This is a genomic window from Desulfuromusa ferrireducens, from assembly GCF_055389805.1.
This window is the reverse complement of the sequence record NZ_AP042415.1, coordinates 2352202-2371140: the sequence shown is the minus strand read 5'-3', so window position 1 is coordinate 2371140 and position 18939 is coordinate 2352202. Positions and strand designations below refer to the sequence as shown.

The following is an 18939-nucleotide window of genomic DNA, read 5'->3' as shown; positions in this document are numbered from 1 at the left end:
TCAGGAGTACTCATATGGGTTTTCTGGCCGCATCTGCCAGTGTTTGCTATTTTCAAGTTGTTGGACCCTTTAACCTGCAGGAAAAACTGGCTGAGATCCAACAACAATTAGCCGACGAAGGGTTTCGCTCTATTGAGCAATCAACTGAAGAACTTTCCACCGGCTGGGTTCAACTTGATGACTTCGAGAACAGCGGCTTCGAAAGCCCTCACCTGTTCCGCCGTGATCAGCACCTTTGTTTCACCCTGCGCGAAGATCGCCGGCGCGTGCCCGCCGCGTTACTAAAACGACAGGTCGCACAACTGAGCGACAAGTTTCTGGCTGAAAATCCGACCCTTAACCGGGTGCCAAAAGGCGCTCTGGAAGAAATCCGCGATACCGCCCGCAGCCTGCTGATGGCCCGCACCCTGCCGACCCCATCCAGTTACGACGTCATTTGGGATACCGATCGACAGCTGCTTCGCCTTTGCTCCCTCAGTCAGAAAGTAATCGACAGCTTTCAAGGGCTATTTCATCAAACCTTTCCCGATCTGCGCCTGACGTTTCTCCACCCTATGGCACGGGCCGAGAAACTTGTTCCAGCCGCGCTGGCTGAGGAATTACAAAAAGCCAACCAGGCTCAAACTGACAGTGCTTTGGAACAGATTGAAGCGAATCGCTGGCTGGGAACGGATTTCTTGCAATGGCTGCTCTATCGCACCCTCAATTCCGACTCCGGCTACAAGGTGAGCTGCTCTGGTCCCCTCCTCGAGAACCAACCCTTCCGCGCCTACCTCGATAATCGGCTGGTTATGGTCGGCGGCGGACAGGAGGGAGTTCAAAAAGTGGTCGTTGCCGGACCGCAGGACCACTACTCAGAAGTTCGCGCTGCGCTGGCGCAGGGAAAACTGATTGAGGAAGCAACCCTGCACTTGCGGCAGGATGAGGATGACGGCTGGAAGTTGACGTTAAAAGGGGAACGCTTTCAATTCGGCGGTTTCCGTACGCCAATGGTCCGCCCCGAAGCCGACCCCAACGATGATCCAAACGCCGAGGCCGAAGCAGCCTTCCTCACCAAGCTAGGGGCGACCGAAGAAGGCGAGCAGATGTTCGACAGCCTGTTGCGCTATTTTCTGGAGCTGCGACTCGGTAACGGATGGCAGCAGGAATGCATTGCCATAAATAACTGGCTAAAAGAGTAGCACGACTGTTCCGTTACCCCCCCCAAGGACCGTCTCATCCTTTCTGGAGCCTGCTAAAGGCTCCAGAAAGGAATCTAGCTATTTCCACCTGCCTTATTCATCCGGCTCATTCTGCCCAACCACCCTGTATTTTAAAGCCAATATCGTTTCTCCAGCCAAACAGTCAATAACCTCTCACCGCAAACAAAGCCAGCAAAAGTAAAAATCTGTTTTGCCTGCCATAAAACGATGTTATAATCAGGTCATTGAGTATGGATTGAACTTTTTTACGATGCTTGACAGCAGCAACCAGGGCAATCCTCAAACCAAAGACTGCATTGCCTAAATGAGGCACACTAAAGGAGATTTTATGAAAAGACTACTGACATTAATTCTGGCAGCTTTCATCCTGATGACTTTCAACGGGACCCTCTTTGCCTCCGAAGGCAGCGCAACCGTTGCCGAATGTATAGAAATGAGTAAAAAGGCGGCCGAAATGATTCTGCAGGATAAAGATGCAGCACTGGCTGAAATCTCAAAAAAGAATGGAAAATTCGTTTGGAAGGATTCCTATGTTTTTATCATGGATTTAAAAGGCAAAATGCTCGCTCATCCAATGATGCCCGGCCTGATGAAAATGAAGAGTTTGCTGAGCACCCCGGATAAAAACCCGAAAGAGCCGAAAATGTTATTCGTCGATTTCGTCGTCATGGCCGGCACCCAGGGCGAAGGCTGGGTCGAGTATATGTGGCCTAAGCCGGGCAGCACCGAACCATCGATCAAAGAAACCTATATCTATCGGATTCCCGGCACCTCAATGTTTGCCGGTGCAGGAATCTATCGCTAACGGAAAAACGATCGATACGCCATCCAAAGCGGGAGACATCTCCTTTGGATGGCGTCACACCATTGACTCAACAAAACTATCCGCCGTAAAGCGACTGACCAACGGCCCATGGGGTGGCACTTCAGCCTTTCGCAAATACTTTTGAAACTCAGCCCGTGAGATCTCCCTTGCGCCCAGACTGAGCAAATGATCGGTCGTCTGCTGGCAATCAAGCAAAGTAAAGCCCAACTGTTCCAACCTCCGCACCAGATGTATCAATACCAGCTTCGATGCATTGTCGCGACGACTGAACATCGACTCGCCAAAAAAGCAACGCCCCAGACAGACCCCGTAGATACCTCCGACCAACTCATCCCCGTCCCAACATTCCACAGAGTGAGCAAAGCCGAGCTGATGCAGACGGATAAAGGCCTCTTTCATCTCCGGCGTAATCCAGGTTCCGCTGCCATCCAGATTTTTTCGCAAGCGACGACACCAATAGATAACCCCGGGGAAATTTTCATCGATACTGACGCGAAAGGTCTGCTTGCGCAAGAAACGGTGCATTGAATGAGAAATATGCAGCTCAGCGGGAAATAAAACACAGCGCGGATCAGGAGACCACCAAAGAGTCGGTTCACCAGGATTATACCAAGGAAAAATCCCCAGACTGTAAGCTAAAAGCAACCGTTCCGGCGAAAGATCGCCGCCGACCGCCAACAGCCCATAATCCTCGGCTGCTTCGATCGGCGGAAACCAGAGTTCCTCATCGAGTTGATAACAGGGCATCAGTCCTGAATAAATTTGAAAGTCATTTTACCGGCCTTGCAACCAATCCGGACTTCGCCGCCATCGCGCAATTCAGCAAAAAGAATTTTCTCTGCCAAAGGATCATTGATCTCGCTCTGGATCAAACGGCCCAGCGGCCGCGCTCCGAACAAGGGATCATAGCCGCGTTTAGCCAAATCCCGACGCGCTGCCGGAGTGACCTTGATACGGACATTCCGGTCAGCCAACAGCACTGCCAACTCGCCGAGAAACTTATCGACCACCTGTATCATGACCTTTTCATCCAATGGCGAAAAATGGATTGTCGCATCGAGACGATTGCGGAATTCCGGGGAAAAGGCTTTTTCAACGGCATTCTTTGGCACAGAGATGGTCTGTGCACCAAACCCGATCGGCACGACATTCATTTCTCGACCACCAATATTGCTGGTCATAATCAGGATGACATTGCGGAAATCTATCTCCTTGCCGTTGTTGTCAGTTAAGGTGCCATGATCCATAACCTGCAACAAAATATTAAACAGGTCCGGGTGGGCTTTTTCGATTTCATCAAGCAGCAGCACCGACCAGGGATTTTTACTCACCTCCTCGGTCAACAGGCCGCCCTGATCAAACCCAACATAGCCCGGCGGCGCGCCGATCAAACGTGCCACCGAGTGCTTCTCCATGTACTCGCTCATATCAAAGCGTTGGAACTTAACCCCGAGCTGCAGAGCCAATTGCCGAGCCGCTTCAGTTTTACCGACCCCGGTAGGTCCGGTAAACAACATCGAACCGACCGGTTTATCCGGGTGCCCCAAGCCAGCACGCGAACGATGGATCGACTTGACCAGACTTTCGATAGCCAGATTCTGACCAAACACCACCCGCTTGAGATCACGCTCAAGATAGCGCAACCGCTGCCGGTCACTGCCAGATACAGTGCGGATCGGGACTCGCGCCATCCGTGCCACCACGCGTTCAATTTCATCAAGACCGATCGATTTATTCAGTTTTTCGTCAAGCCGCTGCTGTGCTCCGGCCTCATCGATGACATCAATCGCCTTATCCGGCAGGTGTCGTTGTGAAAGGTGCTTGACCGACAGTTGCACCGCCGACTCAAGGGCCTCCGGCAGGTATTTCACCTTATGATGTTCTTCGTAGCGGGAACTGAGCCCCTTGAGAATATCCAATGCCTCTTCGGCACTCGGTTCGGGCAGGTCAATCTTCTGAAAGCGGCGTGAAAGGGCACGGTCCTTGTCGAATAGATTGCGGTATTCTTCGTAAGTGGTGGAGCCGATACAACGCAGCTCACCAGACCCGAGGGCCGGCTTTAGGATGTTCGATGCGTCGAGGGAGCCGCCGCTGGTCGCCCCGGCACCAACGATGGTGTGAATTTCGTCGATAAAAAGAATCGCTTGATCACGTTTTTGCAACGCAGAGATAACGGCCTTGAGCCGCTCTTCGAAATCACCGCGAAACTTGGTTCCAGCCAGCAACGCCCCCATATCAAGCGTGAAGAGTTCACTGTCTTTGAGCAGCTCCGGGACATTCCCTTCAGAGACTCGCAGTGCCAGGCCTTCCGCCATGGCGGTCTTGCCAACCCCCGGTTCGCCGACAAAGATCGGATTATTCTTCCGCCGCCGACACAGCACCAGAACAGCTCGTTCCAGTTCCTGCTCGCGACCGATCAATGGGTCAATCTTGCCCTCTTTGGCTCGGGCAATCAGATCGATAGTGTACGATTCAAGCGGATCAGCAGGCTTTTGCTTCGGCTTAGACCGTTCCCCCGGAGCAGGATCAACCGGCCGTTCTTCCGGTTCTTCGGCCGAACCACCGGTCGCCGAGCCATGAGAAATGTAGTCGAGCAGATCAACCCGCTCGATCCCCTGACTCTGTAGAAAAAAACAGGCGTGGGAATTTTCCTCACCAAGGATGGCTGCCAGCAGATCACCAATCCCAACCTCTCTTTGGTTGGATGCCTGCATATGCAATACGGTCCGCTGCAACATCCGTTGCAGGGCGAGGGTTTGTCTTGGCACCTCGTCATCTTCAACCCCCTCGGGGAGATGCTCCAGATGCAAATCGAAAAAGTTTTCCAGCAGTTCCTTGAGTCCTTCGACATCGCCACCACAGGCAGACAAAATCTGCTGCCCAACCCCCTCGAACAGAAGCGCGTAGAGTATGTGCTCGGTGGTCAGGTATTCGTGCCGGCGGCGCTGTGCTTCACGAACCGCCAGGGTAAAAGCAATTTGGACATCCTGATTAAACATATCAGCCACCGTTCCTTACGCCTCTTCAAGAGAACAACGAAGTGGAAACCCGGCTTTCCGGGCTCGCAAGCGAACCTGATCAGCCTTGGTCTCGGCTATTGCATAGGGAAAAGTCCCGCAATGGCCAAACCCCTGAAAATGAATGGTCAACATAATCTTTTCCGCCTCAGGGGCAGGTTTATGAAAAACATCCCTTAAGACTTCGATGACGAATTCCATCGTGGTATAATCGTCATTGTGCATCAAGACCTTGAACAGCGAAGGCGTTAAGACCTGCTCCTCGGTTTTGTCGTCGGTTTTTGTTTTATTTCCTGTGTTGCCTGCCATGTGTTAATTTTACCTTAAATGCTGAAGATTTTTACAGCTATCCTAACATATAATTTTATTGAATCGGTAGTCTGTCCGAAAGATATCTGCATGAGAAATTATTCTGAACGACGAAAAAGCAAGGACCCATTACTACAAATCCTGACCTGGTCGAACGCTATTGCCGCCATCGGTCTATTTATTGCGATTTGTATCGCTGCCATCGCCAAACCTGAAGCCGTGACCTTTTTCGACCGTTTCTACCAAGTTAATGTTTACCGTCGACCCCATTGGGATATGGTTCTGGTCGACTATATTGCCATGCTGTTGTTGCTCAGCAGCCTGACCAGTGTTGTCGGGTTGGTTGCCAACAGCCGCCGCCTAAAACGTAAAGGCGACTATATTCACAGCACTCTGGTTGTCTGCTTGCTGCTTTCCCTTACCGGACTAGGGCTCTATTTCGGCTATAGCTGACGACTTATTCTCTGTCAGCTAATAAATATCTTGCCAAGTCAAACGCCGACCGGCGAGAAATTCATTCTCGGCATCCGGGTGACGCAGCAGATAACGAACCAGCCCAGACAACTCGAAGCTGCGACCATCGCCACCACCATCTTCCACCGCCTGCGCAAAAGCAGCAAACAGGATTTCGTATAGTTGCTGCTGAAACTGGTGCATCAGCACCTCTTTTTCCTCGCCGAAAACGATGCTATCCAAAGCCTCGCGACAACTTTCAACTTTGGTCGAAGTAATACTGCGACAGAGCAGCGGGCGGACCGGGTAAATACTGCAGCGGCCCTGTTCATCGAGAAAGGCACAGTTGCGGCGCACAATCAGACGATCTTCATCTTCAAGCCCCCGCACTTCCCGCCAGAGCGTCTCCAATCGAGAAGCCACGAGTTCTGTTTGCTCCGGGCCCTGCTGTCTGACATAGCGAGCAATGGCAATCCCTTCAGGAAGAAGGGTCGATACGTTCACCACACAACAACTGCTGCAGCCGGGACCGCAAGCGATCAAAGACCGGTCTCCAGCGTGGTCCTGCTCCAGCAACTCTTCCGCTTCATCACCAAGCCGCTGCAGTTCAATCAATAACGGCTCAAGTGATATTTTGCCTTGGCAAAACCGGGCAACACTGTCGCGGCTACGTTGTTGATATTGAGCAAAATCAAACCCTGTCATCAAACTTTCCCTTCGGCAAATAAACGATTATTACTATTCTAACTGATTGGCAGCAACTGGCAAACCAGCGCTTGTCGAGGCGACAACGGTCTGTTATCGTGACCGCTGTCATTTGCATGTATTTACTAAAGGATAGCGCTGTGAACCTGCCTGTCGAACCCTGGATTCTGCTCCCAGTCAGTCTCATTATCGGCATCCTCTGCGGCTGGCTGGTCGGTCGCCTGCAAACTGGACGCAAACGGCAGGGCGAACGCGAGACCCTGCTGCAAAAGATTGCTGGCATTGAAGCCCAATTGATCGCAGAACGCAAGTCCAGCGGAGAAAAACTGATGCTGTTGGAAGCAAACCGTCAGCAGACGGAAACAGCCTTTCGGGCGCTTTCGGCCGAAGCCCTGGCGGCCAACAACCAGTCCTTTCTCGATCTGGCCAAAACTACCCTCGACAGCCATCAGCAACTGGCGAAAAACGATTTGCAGAATCGTCAGCTAGCGATCGATCAACTGGTAAAGCCCCTGGAGGCTTCACTGCAAAAGGTTGATGGCAAAATCGAACAACTCGAGCAAGCCAGAAGCGGCGCTTACGCCCGGCTGGACGAACAGTTAAAGTCGCTGCTCACGAGTCAGAGTAAACTGGAATCGGAAACCGGCAATCTGGTCCGCGCGCTCAGAGCACCGGCGGTGCGTGGTCGCTGGGGGGAAATCCAACTGCGCAAAGTGGTTGAAATGGCCGGGATGCTCAACTACTGCGATTTTGTCGAGCAGGAAACGGCCGATGGCGGACGCCTGCGCCCCGACATGATCATCAAACTACCGAACGGCCGCAACATCGTCGTCGACTCAAAAGCACCGCTGCAGGCCTATCTGGAATCACTTGAAACCAATGATGAAGCTGAACAAAAAGCACATCTGGTCCATCACGCACGTCAAGTCCGCGATCACCTGCAGAACCTTTCGGCAAAAAACTACTGGGAACAGTTTCAACCAACCCCCGAATTTGTCGTTCTGTTTCTGCCCGGGGAAACCTTTTTCTCTGCCGCGCTAAATCAGGATCCGAGCTTAATTGAAGCGGGAGTCGACCAAAAGGTGCTGCTGGCCACGCCGACCACCCTGATCGCCCTGCTCCGCTCGGTAGCCTACGGCTGGCGGCAGGAGCAACTGACAGAAAATGCCGAGGAGATCAGCAAAATTGGCCGCGAACTTTACGATCGGCTCGCCACCCTCACCGGGCATTTCAGTCAGATGGGTAAAGGGCTGGAACGTGCCGTTGACAGTTATAATAAGGGGATGGCATCTCTGGATAGCCGGGTCATGGTTTCGGCGCGAAAATTTAAAGAACTGGGCGCTGGCAGCAGTAAGGGTGTCGAAACCCTAGAGCAGATTGACAAGGCTCCGCGACCACCACAATTACCAGAGAAAGACCCTCATTAACATTTCAACTTTATGGTACACTTCTGTCCGATCTAAGAAATCTACAATTAATCCTGGAGGAAAAAAATGCATATCCGTCTTATTTTTATTCTACTCAGCTGCCTGCTCGTCCTTAACGGCTGCGGCTACAACAGTATCCAGAAAAATGAAGAAGCAGTCTTCGCTGCCTGGGGTGACGTTGAAGCAACCTATCAACGCCGCGCTGATCTGATCCCCAATCTGGTGGAAACGGTCAAAGCCTACGCCGCTCACGAAAAAGACACATTGACTGAAGTGACCAACGCACGGGCTAAAGTTGGCCAGACCAACATTTCTGCCGAAAATCTGGGGAACGCCGCAGCAATGCAGAACTTTCAAAAAGCCCAAGGTCAACTTTCCGGTGCCCTCTCCCGCTTGCTCGTGGTCGCTGAACGCTACCCGGATCTGAAAGCAAGCACCAACTTCCGTGATCTGCAACATCAGCTGGAAGGAACAGAAAACCGGATCAACGTAGCCCGCCAGCGCTACAATAAGTCGGTACAGACCTTCAACAGTTCGATCCGAAGCTTCCCGAACAACCTGACCAATAACTTCCTGCTCAATCTTGAGCGTAAAGAAGCATTTAAGGCGGATGCCGGAGCCGCACAAGCACCGAAAGTGACCTTCTAATGCGCAGGCTACTGTTAGGCATTTCTATCCTGCTGCTGTTGGCGCTACCAGCCACAGCACTCGAAATCCCGAAACCAGCCGGTTACGTTAATGATCATGCCGGGATGATTTCGCAGACCGTCAAGCTTAAACTTGAACAGTTTCTGCGCGACTTTGAAAAGAGTGACTCAACTCAGATAACCGTGTTGACGATTCCGACTCTCGATGGCGAGGCCCTGGAGGACTACTCTTTACGCGTCCTCGATAGCTGGAAAGTCGGGCAAAAGGGGTTGGACAATGGTGCCCTGCTACTGATCGCCAAGGCAGAGCGGAAAATCCGCATCGAAGTCGGTTATGGTCTCGAAGGTCGCCTGACCGACCTACTTGCCGGACGCATTATTGACAACGAAATGTCTCCCAACTTCAAACAGGGTGATGTCGATGCCGGTGTTGTCGGTGGTGTCGTAGCCATTGCTGAAGCGGTTCGCGGTGAATACACCGGAACCGGCAAAACCGCCGGGAAAAAGAAAAAGAGCAGTCCCTTCGGCTTCCTGTTTTTACTGTTTTTCCTCGGTCCTTTATTTGGCCGGTTTGGCGGACGTCGTTCCGGTTATCGCCGCAGCGGAATGTTTTTCGGTGGCCCCTTCATGGGCGGCGGAGGTTTCGGCGGTGGCAGTGGCGGAGGAGGAGGCTTCTCTGGCGGCGGTGGTTTTGGTGGTGGCGGCGGCGCCTCAGGAGGTTGGTAATATGAAATCAGCTACAGATTTCTTCTCAACGGAAGAAAAACAAAGAATTGAAGATGCGGTCAAAACAGCCGAAAGCAAAACCAGCGGTGAAATCGTGCCGATGGTGGTTGATGACTCCTACGAATACCCACGCGCAGAACTGATCGGCGCCGGAACCCTGGCACTGGCGACCGGCCTATTAGTGAGTTGGGCTGTCGGCGGCGAATCAATCTGGTGGTTTCTGCCAGTCTTTATTATTGGCTTTTTTGGCTTTCAGCAACTGATCCGCAAACAGCCCGATCTGAAACGCAAACTAATCAGCCCGGACGAGTTGACCGAAGAAGTCAAAGAAAAAGCCATGGTCAGTTTTGTTGAACAGGGGTTACACGAAACCCGCGATAAAACCGGCATCCTGATTTTAATCTCGCTCTTCGAGCACCGAGTGCAGGTACTGGCTGACAGTGGTATCAACGCCAAAGTCCCCGAACACACCTGGGAAGAGCTGGTTGTGATGATCATCGCCGGACTGAAATCGGATGATGCTTGTAGTGCGGTCTGTAAAGCGGTTGAACGCTGCGGTGAACTGCTGCAGGAGAATTTTCCGATTAAAGACGATGATACGAATGAGCTACCGAATTTGATTATTGAAGAGAAAAGCTAAATCAACAAAGAGGCGCAACCAGTTAGCTAGTTGCGCCTCTTTACGTCCACGCTGAGCCCCCCTAAATTGAGCCTGAACCGCTAAAATCCAGACCCTGCACTCAATATTGCCAAAATCCCGATCGTCCAATGCAATCTGCGGTTTTTCGATAGACACTTTTGGCTACTTTTGACTCACCTGCGCCCAGCTGACATTTGCTAACGTGCTGGCAGGAGCAGGACTGGTTGGACGCTGGAAGTGCATATCATCCCGCAATTTAAAGTGCTGCAAGACCTGGCGCAACTGTTCGGCCTGTCCGGATAATTCCTCCGCAGCGGCGGCGCTCTCTTCAGCTTTGGCGGTATTTTGCTGAGTGACCTGATCGATCTGGCCGACACCTTGATTGATCTGCGTCACGCCTTGGGCCTGCTCACTACTCGCCGCGGCAATTTCTGCCACCAGATCGGTGACACTGCCGATGCCACTGACAATCTCCTGCAATGCGGCAGCTGTTTGATTGGCGATTGCACTACCATTTTTGGTTTTATCCACCGAGCCTTCGATCAATTCAGCTGTCTCGGCAGCCGCCTTGGCACTGCGCGCAGCAAGATTACGAACCTCTTCCGCAACCACGGCAAAGCCTTTGCCATGCTGACCAGCCCGTGCGGCTTCTACTGCGGCATTAAGCGCCAATAGATTGGTCTGAAAGGCGATCTCGTCGATGACCTTGATGATCTTGGAAATGCTCTGCCCCGCTGCGTTGATCTCGCCCATGGCGGTCACCATATCCTCCATCTGACGACTGCCCTTTTGCGCGGCGGATTGCGCTTCTGCCGCCAAGCGGTTGGCCTGGTTGGCGTTGTCAGCGTTGGTTGTCGTCTGCGAAGAGAGCTGGTGAAGGGAGGCGGAAATTTCTTCAAGACTGCTGGCCTGTTCGGTCGCTCCCTGAGAAAGAGTCTGACTTGAAGAGGCCACCTGCCCGCTGCCATCAGCGATCGACTCGGAGACCGTAAGGATCTGCGCCATGGTCCTGTTGAGGTTGTCACTGACCCCTTTTAACGCGATACGGGTACCATCACGATCATCGCGGGGAACCGGATTGAAATCAATATCTCCATCGGCTAATCGATTGAGTACTTTCAACAGCACGAATTGAAAGTTGTCGGCAAGACTATCCATACTCTTGGCCATCGCACCAATTTCATCCTGACGGTCGCCCAAATCGAGACGTTTTTCGTAGTGCCCTTTTTCGATTTCATCGATCAAATGAGCCGCCTTGACCAGAGGGATAGATATATGTCGAGACATAGCCACGGCAATCAGCAGACCAACAGCCAAAGTAAAAAGAGCGCCCACCAAACCGAGATTGCTTCGCGAAGCAGCCAGCGCACTGATCTCTTCCAACGAAAGGTTAAAGCTTGCGGTCACTGCATTTTTTAACTCAAGCGACTGTTCATCGAGACGCTTCGCTTGCTCATTATACAACTTACGTGCGGCAACCATCTCCATCAGTTCCTGATCGATCGAAGCGTCAACCATCTGCTCACCGAACAGAAACGCCTGTTCAAAACTCTGCTTAAAATCCTCCAGCCGCACCTTCATATCGTCGCCCAGATGTGCATCCTGTTGACGCACACCGAGCCGTTCCTCGAACTTATTTTTATCTTCTTTGGCCCGATTAAACGGAGCGACGGATGACGAATTGGTGGCCGCGACAATATTCATCTGAACCGTTGAGGTCAGATTTACCAGCTCGATAATATCAAGAGCCTCCTGGTAACGTGTCTCCTTGACAAAACTAACCTGCTTGCCTATGTGGCGTGCCGAAAGGAAACCGCCGAGGCTGACAAAACAGAGCATCAACAAGATAAATCCGAACGCCAAATAGAGCTTTTTGGCAATCGTCATCCGGCTCAAGGCACTCAATTCCATTTATTTTTTCTCCGTAGCTAGGTGCTCGATGACTCTGCATTACAGGGAGCTCAGGACAATCGAGGATTAATTCAATTAAGTAATCTTGCTGCCATGCTTTTTAAAACAGGTGACACGTCCCCTCAAGCGTGCCACCCACTAAGCAAATCCAGACTACTGAGCAAAAACCATGGGCAAGCCATCTAGCGCCCACTGCTGCATGCCACCCTGAACTCTGACAATGTCCTGAAAGCCCTTACCACCGAGATAAGAGGAGGTAATCGCAGAACGCTTCCCGTTGACATCAATAACAACCACCTTCTTGCCGCTCGCCAGTTCCCCATAGCGCTCTGGCAGTTCATCAAGAGCAATCGATTGGCGCTTGGGACTATCGATCCAAAGTTTGACGGCGTCAAGCGGGTTGCGAGCATCCAACAGCACAATATCCTCGCCACCATCGAGCATCGCTTTCAGCTCAGCAGGAGCAATTATTGGGACTTTAATTTTCTTCAGTTTTTCAATCGTTTCAACGGGATAATCTGCTGCAATCCAACCCGGAAGGCCATCACGGAAAGCGTAGATATTTTTATAGCCAAGTTTTTCCGCCAAACTGGCGGAATTTGCGGTAGCCGTTCATTTTCGACCGAGACAATAAAAGGCAATGGTTTGATTTTTGTCGGCAGGGAGCTTTTCTTTCAGTTCGGACATGGGGATATTGACATCGCCGACGATATGCAGATTGCGATACTCAATGCGGCTCAAGGGATAAATGACCAAAACCTCCTTGGCGTCCATTTTCGCCTTGAGTTCCGGCGCAGAAATTTCCTGCCAGCTCGTGGCAGCAGCGCCGGAAACCAAGCCGAAAGCCAGGCATAGCGCGGTAAATAGGGTTGCAACTTTCCTCATCTACTCCTCCGTTGTTGTGGTTGATTGGATTTTAGCCATTAACACAATAACATGAAAGGTATTTTATGCAATATAGGATGAGAATTAGATGTTGCTTAAGGAACAATGTTGCCGAGGGTTTCCATCGGAACCTAATCAGGAAAGAGAAACAACTCTGCTCTGAAATTTAAAAGGAGAGGGGATTAACCTGGGCATTCATGACACTACCTGCCGGTAGGCTGTCCAGGAGCGGCGTTGGCCAGATAAGATCCCGAGACAACCAGAACTCCCCCCGTCAGGAGGGACAAGGTCAATGGTTCGCCGAGGATCAGCGTCGCCAGAAGGACGCCGTTTACCGGGACAAAACTGATAAAGACAGCCGCGCGCGACGGACCGATCGCTTGAATCCCGCGGAAATACCAGAGAAAGCCGACCACCGTACCGAACATACCGAGGTAGCCGAGCGACAACCAAGCGGACGGAGTATAGTGGAGAGCTTCGGCAAAGCTGCCGTGCTCGATTGCGATGACGAGAAGCATCAGTGTTCCAGCAACCGAGGAATAACAGACCGCCACCAGCGGTGTCAGTCCACGCATGGCGGTTTTACCGATCACCGAATAAAGGGTCCAGGAAAGAACGCAGCCGAAAATCAACAGTTCACCGCGACCAATCCCGGCATCTAAAACCGACAGCGGGTGCCCGTTGGTGATGACGATGATGGCACCGAAAACCGACAGCAGAATACCTAGGGTCCGGCGCAGGGGTAAAGGCTCCCGGTGAATCAGCGCCGATGCGAGAGTGATGAAGACCGGATTGAGGGCGATGATCAGCGAGGCACGTCCGGCACCGATCAGGGTCAGGCCGTTAAAAAAAAAGAGATTGTAGGCGAGAATACCAGTGGCCCCAAGGGCAGTAACCACCAACAATTGCCGAACCGTCAAGCGGGGCAATCTCTCGCACTGCCAGGTGATGGCCAACAGCAACACTGAAGCGATGGCAAAGCGGAAAAAAGCCGCCGAGACCGGATGGACGGTGCCAGCCAGACTGCGCCCGGCGACAAAGGTCCCGCCCCAGAAAAAAGCGACCAGAAATAGCTTGAGGTAGGTGGACGTCACAACAGTTCAGCCCGCCGGAAACAGTCCAGGGTGCGATCATCACGTACCGGCACGCCCCACTCCAGGTCGTGGTAACGAACGTAATCCGGCTTAGTCAGGTCGACCCAGGGACAGCGGCAGGGACTATTCATAATATCCTCAAGGCAAAAGAACGATGTGCGCTACACCCGGCGCAGCGACTGATAAAAATCCCGGTTACGTCCCCCCCGTTGCCAGTTTTTGCACAACAGTGTGTAAAGCTGCGTGGCACGTAGTTCGAGGCTCAACTGACAAATGGCCAGATCATGCGCCACGGAACCGGCCCGGTAAAAACGCTTGAGAACCGAATGGATGCGAGAAAAGTTCTGCACCAGTGGCAACAGCCGCTGTTTGCGCGTCGCAGCCAGAAATCGCTGACCCTGTTCACTCACCCCAAGCAGATGCAGGTATTGCGGACCGGCGAGCAACAGAGCATCGGCCTCGGTTTTACCGATTGCGAGCAGAATCGCCACCAACAGACGCTGAATCCGGGTGCGGGTTAACTGGCGTGATTTTATTCCCGAGATCAGCCCCTCCAGGTCAACGGCCTGTTCTGCCACCGCCAACAAGCGGTTTTCGATGCCGTTTTCCACCAGCCAAAAGTCTGTCAGCCCCCCCGGGTCGCGTAGAATCTGCGCCAGCAAGAGCGGAAAATAGCGCTCATCCACATAGCGCTCACCCCTTTCGAGCGAGTGCTGCAATAACGCCAGTGCGCTCTCAGGGAGCAGTCCAGCGACCGACTCAGCGCAGTTCAGACGTTGTCGGATGCCGGTGGCACTGGCAATATTCTGCGCCCCGATCGCGGTATCATGAAAGCCGGCGCCGATCCGCTCAATGGTAAAAGGAACAATCGGACTGCCGGTCTGCCGCAGGGCTTTTAGATACTCAATGCCGAGAATGTTGTTCGGCGCCGCCAGAGCTGCCGGGTCCAAACCCTCAGGGAGCAATTCAGCCAGCACCTTCGCCCGTGCTTGCGGATAGTTGAGGCCGTCGCGCAGCAATGCTGCTGTCCGTTGATCAACGTCAGCGGCCCGCAGCGCCAGCAGTTCGGCACAGCTTTGTAACGACGGCAAGGCTCCGACTTCACTACCGAAACAGAGGGCATCGACCCCACCCAGGGCCGTCAATGCTTGCACTCCACCACGGGCAAAATCGGGCGCGCTGCTGCAGGCCCACGGTAGCGGCAGCTCGACAACGACATCAACCCCGGCCGCCAGTGCCATTTCGGTGCGCTGCCATTTATCAACCAGCGCCGGTTCGCCGCGCTGCAGAAAATGTCCACTCATCACCGCCACCGAAACTTCGGCGGCAGCGACCTGCAGGCTTTCGCGCAGATGGTGCAGGTGGCCATTATGGAATGGATTGTATTCGGTAATCAGTCCGACGGTTCGCATAAACTTTCCTATAACTGCACCGGAATCACTTTCTCAAGCCGGTTCTCTTGCGGCGTGACAAAGGTCTTGTAGGCCAGCGCCTCGACCCCGCCGGCAACCACTTCGCGTAACAGTTTGCCATATTCGGGATCGATCTGGTCGGCGGGAGAAAACCGGGTTGCTTCAGCACGCTGCACCAGGAAAAAGATCACCGTTCGGTAGCCATGCTGCTTGGCGGCCAGCAATTCGCGCAGATGCTTTTGCCCACGGGTGGTCACGGCATCAGGAAAACTGGCGGTTGAGTCGCCATCAATCAAGGTGACGTTCTTCACCTCGACCAACACCCTCTCATCTCCTTTTTCGAGGAGAAAATCGATACGGCTGTCACCGATTTTAAATTCCGCTGTCACCAGGTAACCCGACAGTCCATCGATCCAACCCGCCCGCAACGCCTCTTCCACCACGCGGTTGGTGCGCTGGGTATGGGTATCAACCCAATAGTCGCCGACACGGATCAGCTCCAAAGTGTACTTGAGTTTACGCTTCGGGTCATCCGATTTGGAGATCAGCACCCGGTGTCCCGGCACCGCGCATTGCTGCATACTGCCGGTATTCGGTGTGTGAGCGATAGCAAGCGACCCATCCGCCAGTTCGATATCGGTAAAAAAGCGCTTGTAACGGCGCAGCAGAACCCCTTCGATCAGGGGTGCGGGAAGTTTCATGTTTGTCCTCCAAAGCAAGTCAGGTCTATTCTAGTCACAGGACCGGCGTGACCACAAGGAACAAGCCTTGCCATCTGTGAATCAGCCTCGTATAGTTTCTGTTTTTGCAACGCGACCATTTAACTCAACAAACTTCGCCCAAGGAGTTCTTACATGACTGACAACCTGATCCAGCGCACCGCGTCCGCCTATACCTATCCACTGTTGATTAAAAACCTGCTACAGGCCCCGGTGATTGATGACCCGCAACAGCAGATCGTCTATCGCGACCAGATGCGTTTTACCTACGCCGAATTCCGTCAGCGGGTCTGCAAATTGGCAAACGTGTTGACGGAAATGGGCGTCAAGCCGGGTGACACCGTGGCAGTGATGGATTTTGACAGTCACCGCTACCTGGAGTGCTTTTATGCCGTACCGATGCTCGGAGCGGTGCTGCACACGGTCAACGTTCGGCTGTCGGCGGAACAGATCCTTTACACTATCGATCACGCCGAGGATGACTTCATCCTGGTTAACGAGGAATTTCTACCGATCCTCGAACAGATCAAAGGACGGATCGATACGGTTAAAGAGTATGTGCTGTTACAGGACGGCCAGCAGCAGGTCGAAACAACACTGACTTTTGCCGGCGAATACGAGGCATTGCTGGATGCGGCTGGCTATCATTTTGCCTTCGCCGATTTTGACGAGCACACCCGCGCCACCACCTTTTACACCACCGGCACCACCGGCCTGCCCAAGGGGGTTTATTTCAGCCACCGGCAACTGGTGCTGCACACCCTCGGCGTGATTGCCGCCCTCGGCACTACGGCTGAGCAAGGTCGCCTGCATCAGCAGGACGTTTACATGCCGATCACGCCAATGTTCCATGTCCACGCCTGGGGTCTGCCCTACGTGGCCACCGCCCTCGGCATCAAGCAGGTCTATCCCGGCAAATATGCCCCGGACACGCTATTGAAACTGATCGACAAAGAAAAAGTCACCTTTTCGCACTGCGTACCGACCATTCTGCACCTGTTGATAAATCATCCTCTCTTCGAAAAAACCGATCTGTCGCGCTGGAAAGTCATTATCGGCGGTGCCGCCCTGCCACAGGCGATGTGTCAGACAGCCCTGGAAAAAGGTATCGACATCTTCACCGGCTACGGCATGTCGGAAACCTGCCCGATCCTGACCTTGGCGCAGATCACGGAAAAAGATTTGAGCATGGCCGAAGAGGTTGATCTGCGCTGCAAAACCGGCCGGCCGTTGCCACTGGTCGACCTGCGTATTGCCGACGAAGACCTGACAGAGATTCCACGCGATGGCGAGAGCGTTGGTGAAATCGTCGTCCGCGCCCCTTGGTTGACGCAAGGCTACCTGAAGGACAAGCGCAACTCCGAAGCACTCTGGCGCGGCGGCTACCTGCACACCGGCGATGTCGCCCACCGCAACAAACAGAACTATGTGAAAATCACCGACCGAATCAAAGACGTCATCAAAATCGGTGGCGAGTGGGTCTCCTCCCTCGAGCTCGAAGACCTGCTCTGTGCCCATCCGGCGGTTGGCGAGACAGCCGTTATCGGTCTGCAAGACGCTAAATGGGGCGAAAAACCGTTGGCGCTGGTGGTTAAAAAAGCTGCCGCCGAAGTCACTGAGAAAGAGCTGCTGCTGCACATCCGCGGCTTTATCGATAAAGGGATTATCTCAAAACAGGTGGTGCTGCTGAAGGTCAAGTTCGTCAAGGAGATCGACAAGACCAGCGTTGGAAAAATTAATAAAAAAGCGCTGCGTGAGAAGTATCAATCAGCTTAAATAACGAAACCCCGGAACTGGTAGCCAGTTCCGGGGTTTCAATGTCAGGCGATAGAATCGAGGTTTAGGGTTCGAACTTCAGCAGTTCGTCAACCGGCACATAATCCATATCGAAGGCATCTGCAACTCCCTTGTAGCAGACCACACCATCGACGACATTGAACCCTTCCCGGATTCCTGAATCGTTGCGGGCCACCTGTTTCCAGCCATGGTTGGCGATCTGCACCGCGTACGGCAGGGTTGCATTGGTCAGGGCCATGGTCGAGGTCAAGGGCACAGCGCCCGGCATATTGGCGACACAATAATGAATAATCCCATCGACCGCATAAATAGGGTCGGTGTGGGTGGTTGCTTTCGAGGTTTCAAAGCAGCCCCCCTGATCAATGGCAACATCAACCAGGACCGCCCCTTTTTTCATCGTTTTGAGCATCTCGCGGCTGACCAGCTTCGGCGCTTTGGCGCCGTGCAACAGCACCGCGCCGATCACCACATCGGCCTCCTGTACCAGTTCGCGGACGGTGGCCGGGGATGACATCATCGGAAAGCAGTTCTTCGGCATGATTTCCGACAGGTAGCGCAACCGATTGAGGTTGGTATCGAGCAGATAAACCTTTGCGCCAAGCCCGCAAGCCATCTCCGCCGCGTGAGTGCCGACCACGCCACCACCGAGCACCAGTACCGTCGCCGGCGCCACCCCCGGTACGCCACCCATCAAAATGCCGCGCCCCCCTTGGGAACGTTCAATATATTTGGCGCCCTGCTGGGCAGCCATCCGTCCGGCGACCTCGCTCATTGGCGTCAACAGCGGCAAGCTGCCATCAGGGTTAACAATGGTCTCGTAAGCGATACAGACCGCCTTGCGCTCAATCATCGCCCGGGTCAACTCTTCTGCGGCGGCAAAGTGAAAATAAGTAAAAAGAATCTGTCCCTCGCGGATCAACGGGTATTCACACGGCTGCGGCTCTTTGACATGCATGACCATTTCAGCCTTGGCGTAAACGTCCTCCGGACCGGTCGCAATTTCAGCACCAGCGCGAATGTAATCAGCATCGGTAAAGCCGCTCCCAACACCAGCCGTGGTTTCAACCAGCACCTGATGGCCGTTGGTCTTTAATACTTCGACTCCGGCTGGGGTCATGCAGACGCGATTTTCTTCTATTTTGATCTCTTTTACAATCCCGACGATCATG

The 18939-nt window shown here is 53.2% G+C and carries 19 protein-coding genes and 1 pseudogene; 8 read left to right on the top strand and 12 right to left on the bottom strand.

What is annotated here, in order from left to right:
* The first annotated feature begins 14 nt into the window (after nt 1-14).
* Nucleotides 15-1181 carry a recombination-associated protein RdgC gene (rdgC, locus tag ACZ5PT_RS10635; RefSeq protein WP_464263011.1) on the top strand — a complete coding sequence of 389 codons (1167 nt, stop codon included), beginning with the start codon at nt 15-17 and terminating at the stop codon, nt 1179-1181.
* Nucleotides 1182-1530: 349 nt separating this feature from the next.
* The gene (locus tag ACZ5PT_RS10630) at nt 1531-2007 is read left to right on the top strand and encodes a cache domain-containing protein (protein ID WP_464263010.1); all 477 of its coding nucleotides are present in this window, start codon (nt 1531-1533) and stop codon (nt 2005-2007) included.
* Nucleotides 2008-2061: 54 nt separating this feature from the next.
* Here the strand turns inward: ACZ5PT_RS10630 and aat are convergent, their stop codons facing one another.
* From aat to ACZ5PT_RS10615, 3 genes are read right to left on the bottom strand one after another with little or no spacing between them, the layout of a single operon-like run.
* A complete protein-coding gene (gene aat, locus ACZ5PT_RS10625) occupies nt 2062-2775 on the bottom strand; it encodes a leucyl/phenylalanyl-tRNA--protein transferase (protein ID WP_464263009.1) in 714 nt (237 codons plus the stop codon).
* Nucleotides 2775-5027, bottom strand: coding sequence for an ATP-dependent Clp protease ATP-binding subunit ClpA (gene clpA / locus ACZ5PT_RS10620; protein WP_464266728.1), 2253 nt, complete (start codon nt 5025-5027; stop codon nt 2775-2777). The genes aat and clpA overlap by 1 nt, the downstream gene beginning before the upstream one ends.
* A gap of 15 nt (nt 5028-5042) precedes the next feature.
* A complete protein-coding gene (locus ACZ5PT_RS10615) occupies nt 5043-5354 on the bottom strand; it encodes an ATP-dependent Clp protease adaptor ClpS (protein ID WP_464263008.1) in 312 nt (103 codons plus the stop codon).
* Nucleotides 5355-5444: 90 nt separating this feature from the next.
* On the opposite strand from ACZ5PT_RS10615, the gene ACZ5PT_RS10610 reads away from it, so the two are divergent.
* Nucleotides 5445-5807 (top strand): hypothetical protein, encoded by a 363-nt coding sequence (locus ACZ5PT_RS10610; protein WP_464263007.1) that lies wholly within the window; start codon nt 5445-5447, stop codon nt 5805-5807.
* A gap of 18 nt (nt 5808-5825) precedes the next feature.
* On the opposite strand, the gene ACZ5PT_RS10605 is transcribed toward ACZ5PT_RS10610, so the two are convergent.
* A complete protein-coding gene (locus tag ACZ5PT_RS10605) occupies nt 5826-6512 on the bottom strand; it encodes a YkgJ family cysteine cluster protein (protein WP_464263006.1) in 687 nt (228 codons plus the stop codon).
* A gap of 140 nt (nt 6513-6652) precedes the next feature.
* Here ACZ5PT_RS10605 and ACZ5PT_RS10600 point away from each other — a divergent pair, with 140 nt between their 5' ends.
* The 4 genes from ACZ5PT_RS10600 to ACZ5PT_RS10585 all read left to right on the top strand — a co-directional run bounded on the left by ACZ5PT_RS10600 (nt 6653) and on the right by ACZ5PT_RS10585 (nt 9952).
* A complete protein-coding gene (locus ACZ5PT_RS10600; protein WP_464263005.1) occupies nt 6653-7939 on the top strand; it encodes a DNA recombination protein RmuC in 1287 nt (428 codons plus the stop codon).
* Between the two features lie 66 nt (nt 7940-8005).
* Nucleotides 8006-8587 carry a LemA family protein gene (locus ACZ5PT_RS10595; RefSeq protein ID WP_464263004.1) on the top strand — a complete coding sequence of 194 codons (582 nt, stop codon included), beginning with the start codon at nt 8006-8008 and terminating at the stop codon, nt 8585-8587.
* The gene (locus tag ACZ5PT_RS10590) at nt 8587-9312 is read left to right on the top strand and encodes a TPM domain-containing protein (protein WP_464263003.1); all 726 of its coding nucleotides are present in this window, start codon (nt 8587-8589) and stop codon (nt 9310-9312) included. Before ACZ5PT_RS10595 ends, ACZ5PT_RS10590 begins: the two co-directional genes overlap by 1 nt.
* A gap of 1 nt (nt 9313) precedes the next feature.
* Nucleotides 9314-9952, top strand: a complete 639-nt coding sequence (locus ACZ5PT_RS10585) for a TPM domain-containing protein (RefSeq protein ID WP_464263002.1) — start codon at nt 9314-9316, stop codon at nt 9950-9952.
* 162 nt (nt 9953-10114) lie between these two features.
* On the opposite strand, the gene ACZ5PT_RS10580 is transcribed toward ACZ5PT_RS10585, so the two are convergent.
* The 7 genes and pseudogenes from ACZ5PT_RS10580 to sfsA all read right to left on the bottom strand — a co-directional run bounded on the left by ACZ5PT_RS10580 (nt 10115) and on the right by sfsA (nt 15955).
* The gene (locus ACZ5PT_RS10580) at nt 10115-11863 is read right to left on the bottom strand and encodes a methyl-accepting chemotaxis protein (RefSeq protein ID WP_464263001.1); all 1749 of its coding nucleotides are present in this window, start codon (nt 11861-11863) and stop codon (nt 10115-10117) included.
* 153 nt (nt 11864-12016) lie between these two features.
* Nucleotides 12017-12451, bottom strand: a complete 435-nt coding sequence (locus ACZ5PT_RS10575; protein ID WP_464263000.1) for a rhodanese-like domain-containing protein — start codon at nt 12449-12451, stop codon at nt 12017-12019.
* Nucleotides 12452-12475: 24 nt separating this feature from the next.
* Nucleotides 12476-12748: a rhodanese-like domain-containing protein gene (locus tag ACZ5PT_RS10570; protein ID WP_464262999.1), complete on the bottom strand. Its 273-nt coding sequence runs from the start codon at nt 12746-12748 to the stop codon at nt 12476-12478.
* Nucleotides 12749-12951: 203 nt separating this feature from the next.
* Nucleotides 12952-13842, bottom strand: a complete 891-nt coding sequence (locus ACZ5PT_RS10565) for a DMT family transporter (protein ID WP_464262998.1) — start codon at nt 13840-13842, stop codon at nt 12952-12954.
* A gap of 26 nt (nt 13843-13868) precedes the next feature.
* A pseudogene (locus ACZ5PT_RS10560) lies at nt 13869-13973 on the bottom strand (DNA-3-methyladenine glycosylase I); the annotation flags it as partial.
* Nucleotides 13974-14003: 30 nt separating this feature from the next.
* The gene (locus ACZ5PT_RS10555; protein ID WP_464262997.1) at nt 14004-15254 is read right to left on the bottom strand and encodes a tRNA(Met) cytidine acetate ligase; all 1251 of its coding nucleotides are present in this window, start codon (nt 15252-15254) and stop codon (nt 14004-14006) included.
* An 8-nt stretch (nt 15255-15262) separates the two neighbouring features.
* The gene (gene sfsA / locus ACZ5PT_RS10550) at nt 15263-15955 is read right to left on the bottom strand and encodes a DNA/RNA nuclease SfsA (protein ID WP_464262996.1); all 693 of its coding nucleotides are present in this window, start codon (nt 15953-15955) and stop codon (nt 15263-15265) included.
* Between the two features lie 153 nt (nt 15956-16108).
* Between sfsA and ACZ5PT_RS10545 the strand changes: the two genes are divergently transcribed.
* Nucleotides 16109-17749: a fatty acid--CoA ligase gene (locus ACZ5PT_RS10545; protein ID WP_464262995.1), complete on the top strand. Its 1641-nt coding sequence runs from the start codon at nt 16109-16111 to the stop codon at nt 17747-17749.
* Nucleotides 17750-17813: 64 nt separating this feature from the next.
* Here ACZ5PT_RS10545 and ald read toward each other — a convergent pair whose 3' ends face one another.
* Nucleotides 17814-18938, bottom strand: a complete 1125-nt coding sequence (gene ald, locus ACZ5PT_RS10540; protein WP_464262994.1) for an alanine dehydrogenase — start codon at nt 18936-18938, stop codon at nt 17814-17816.
* Nucleotide 18939: the final 1 nt, after the last annotated feature.

Coding starts and splice junctions, on each gene's coding strand:
- ACZ5PT_RS10545 (WP_464262995.1), top strand. CDS start 16,109: ATGACTGACAACCTGATCCAGCGCACCGCGTCCGCCTATACCTATCCA.
- ACZ5PT_RS10615 (WP_464263008.1), bottom strand. CDS start 5,354: ATGGCAGGCAACACAGGAAATAAAACAAAAACCGACGACAAAACCGAG.
- ACZ5PT_RS10555 (WP_464262997.1), bottom strand. CDS start 15,254: ATGCGAACCGTCGGACTGATTACCGAATACAATCCATTCCATAATGGC.
- ACZ5PT_RS10580 (WP_464263001.1), bottom strand. CDS start 11,863: ATGGAATTGAGTGCCTTGAGCCGGATGACGATTGCCAAAAAGCTCTAT.
- aat (WP_464263009.1), bottom strand. CDS start 2,775: ATGCCCTGTTATCAACTCGATGAGGAACTCTGGTTTCCGCCGATCGAA.
- ald (WP_464262994.1), bottom strand. CDS start 18,938: ATGATCGTCGGGATTGTAAAAGAGATCAAAATAGAAGAAAATCGCGTC.
- ACZ5PT_RS10630 (WP_464263010.1), top strand. CDS start 1,531: ATGAAAAGACTACTGACATTAATTCTGGCAGCTTTCATCCTGATGACT.
- rdgC (WP_464263011.1), top strand. CDS start 15: ATGGGTTTTCTGGCCGCATCTGCCAGTGTTTGCTATTTTCAAGTTGTT.
- ACZ5PT_RS10605 (WP_464263006.1), bottom strand. CDS start 6,512: ATGACAGGGTTTGATTTTGCTCAATATCAACAACGTAGCCGCGACAGT.
- clpA (WP_464266728.1), bottom strand. CDS start 5,027: ATGTTTAATCAGGATGTCCAAATTGCTTTTACCCTGGCGGTTCGTGAA.
- ACZ5PT_RS10585 (WP_464263002.1), top strand. CDS start 9,314: ATGAAATCAGCTACAGATTTCTTCTCAACGGAAGAAAAACAAAGAATT.
- sfsA (WP_464262996.1), bottom strand. CDS start 15,955: ATGAAACTTCCCGCACCCCTGATCGAAGGGGTTCTGCTGCGCCGTTAC.
- ACZ5PT_RS10610 (WP_464263007.1), top strand. CDS start 5,445: ATGAGAAATTATTCTGAACGACGAAAAAGCAAGGACCCATTACTACAA.
- ACZ5PT_RS10590 (WP_464263003.1), top strand. CDS start 8,587: ATGCGCAGGCTACTGTTAGGCATTTCTATCCTGCTGCTGTTGGCGCTA.
- ACZ5PT_RS10595 (WP_464263004.1), top strand. CDS start 8,006: ATGCATATCCGTCTTATTTTTATTCTACTCAGCTGCCTGCTCGTCCTT.
- ACZ5PT_RS10570 (WP_464262999.1), bottom strand. CDS start 12,748: ATGAGGAAAGTTGCAACCCTATTTACCGCGCTATGCCTGGCTTTCGGC.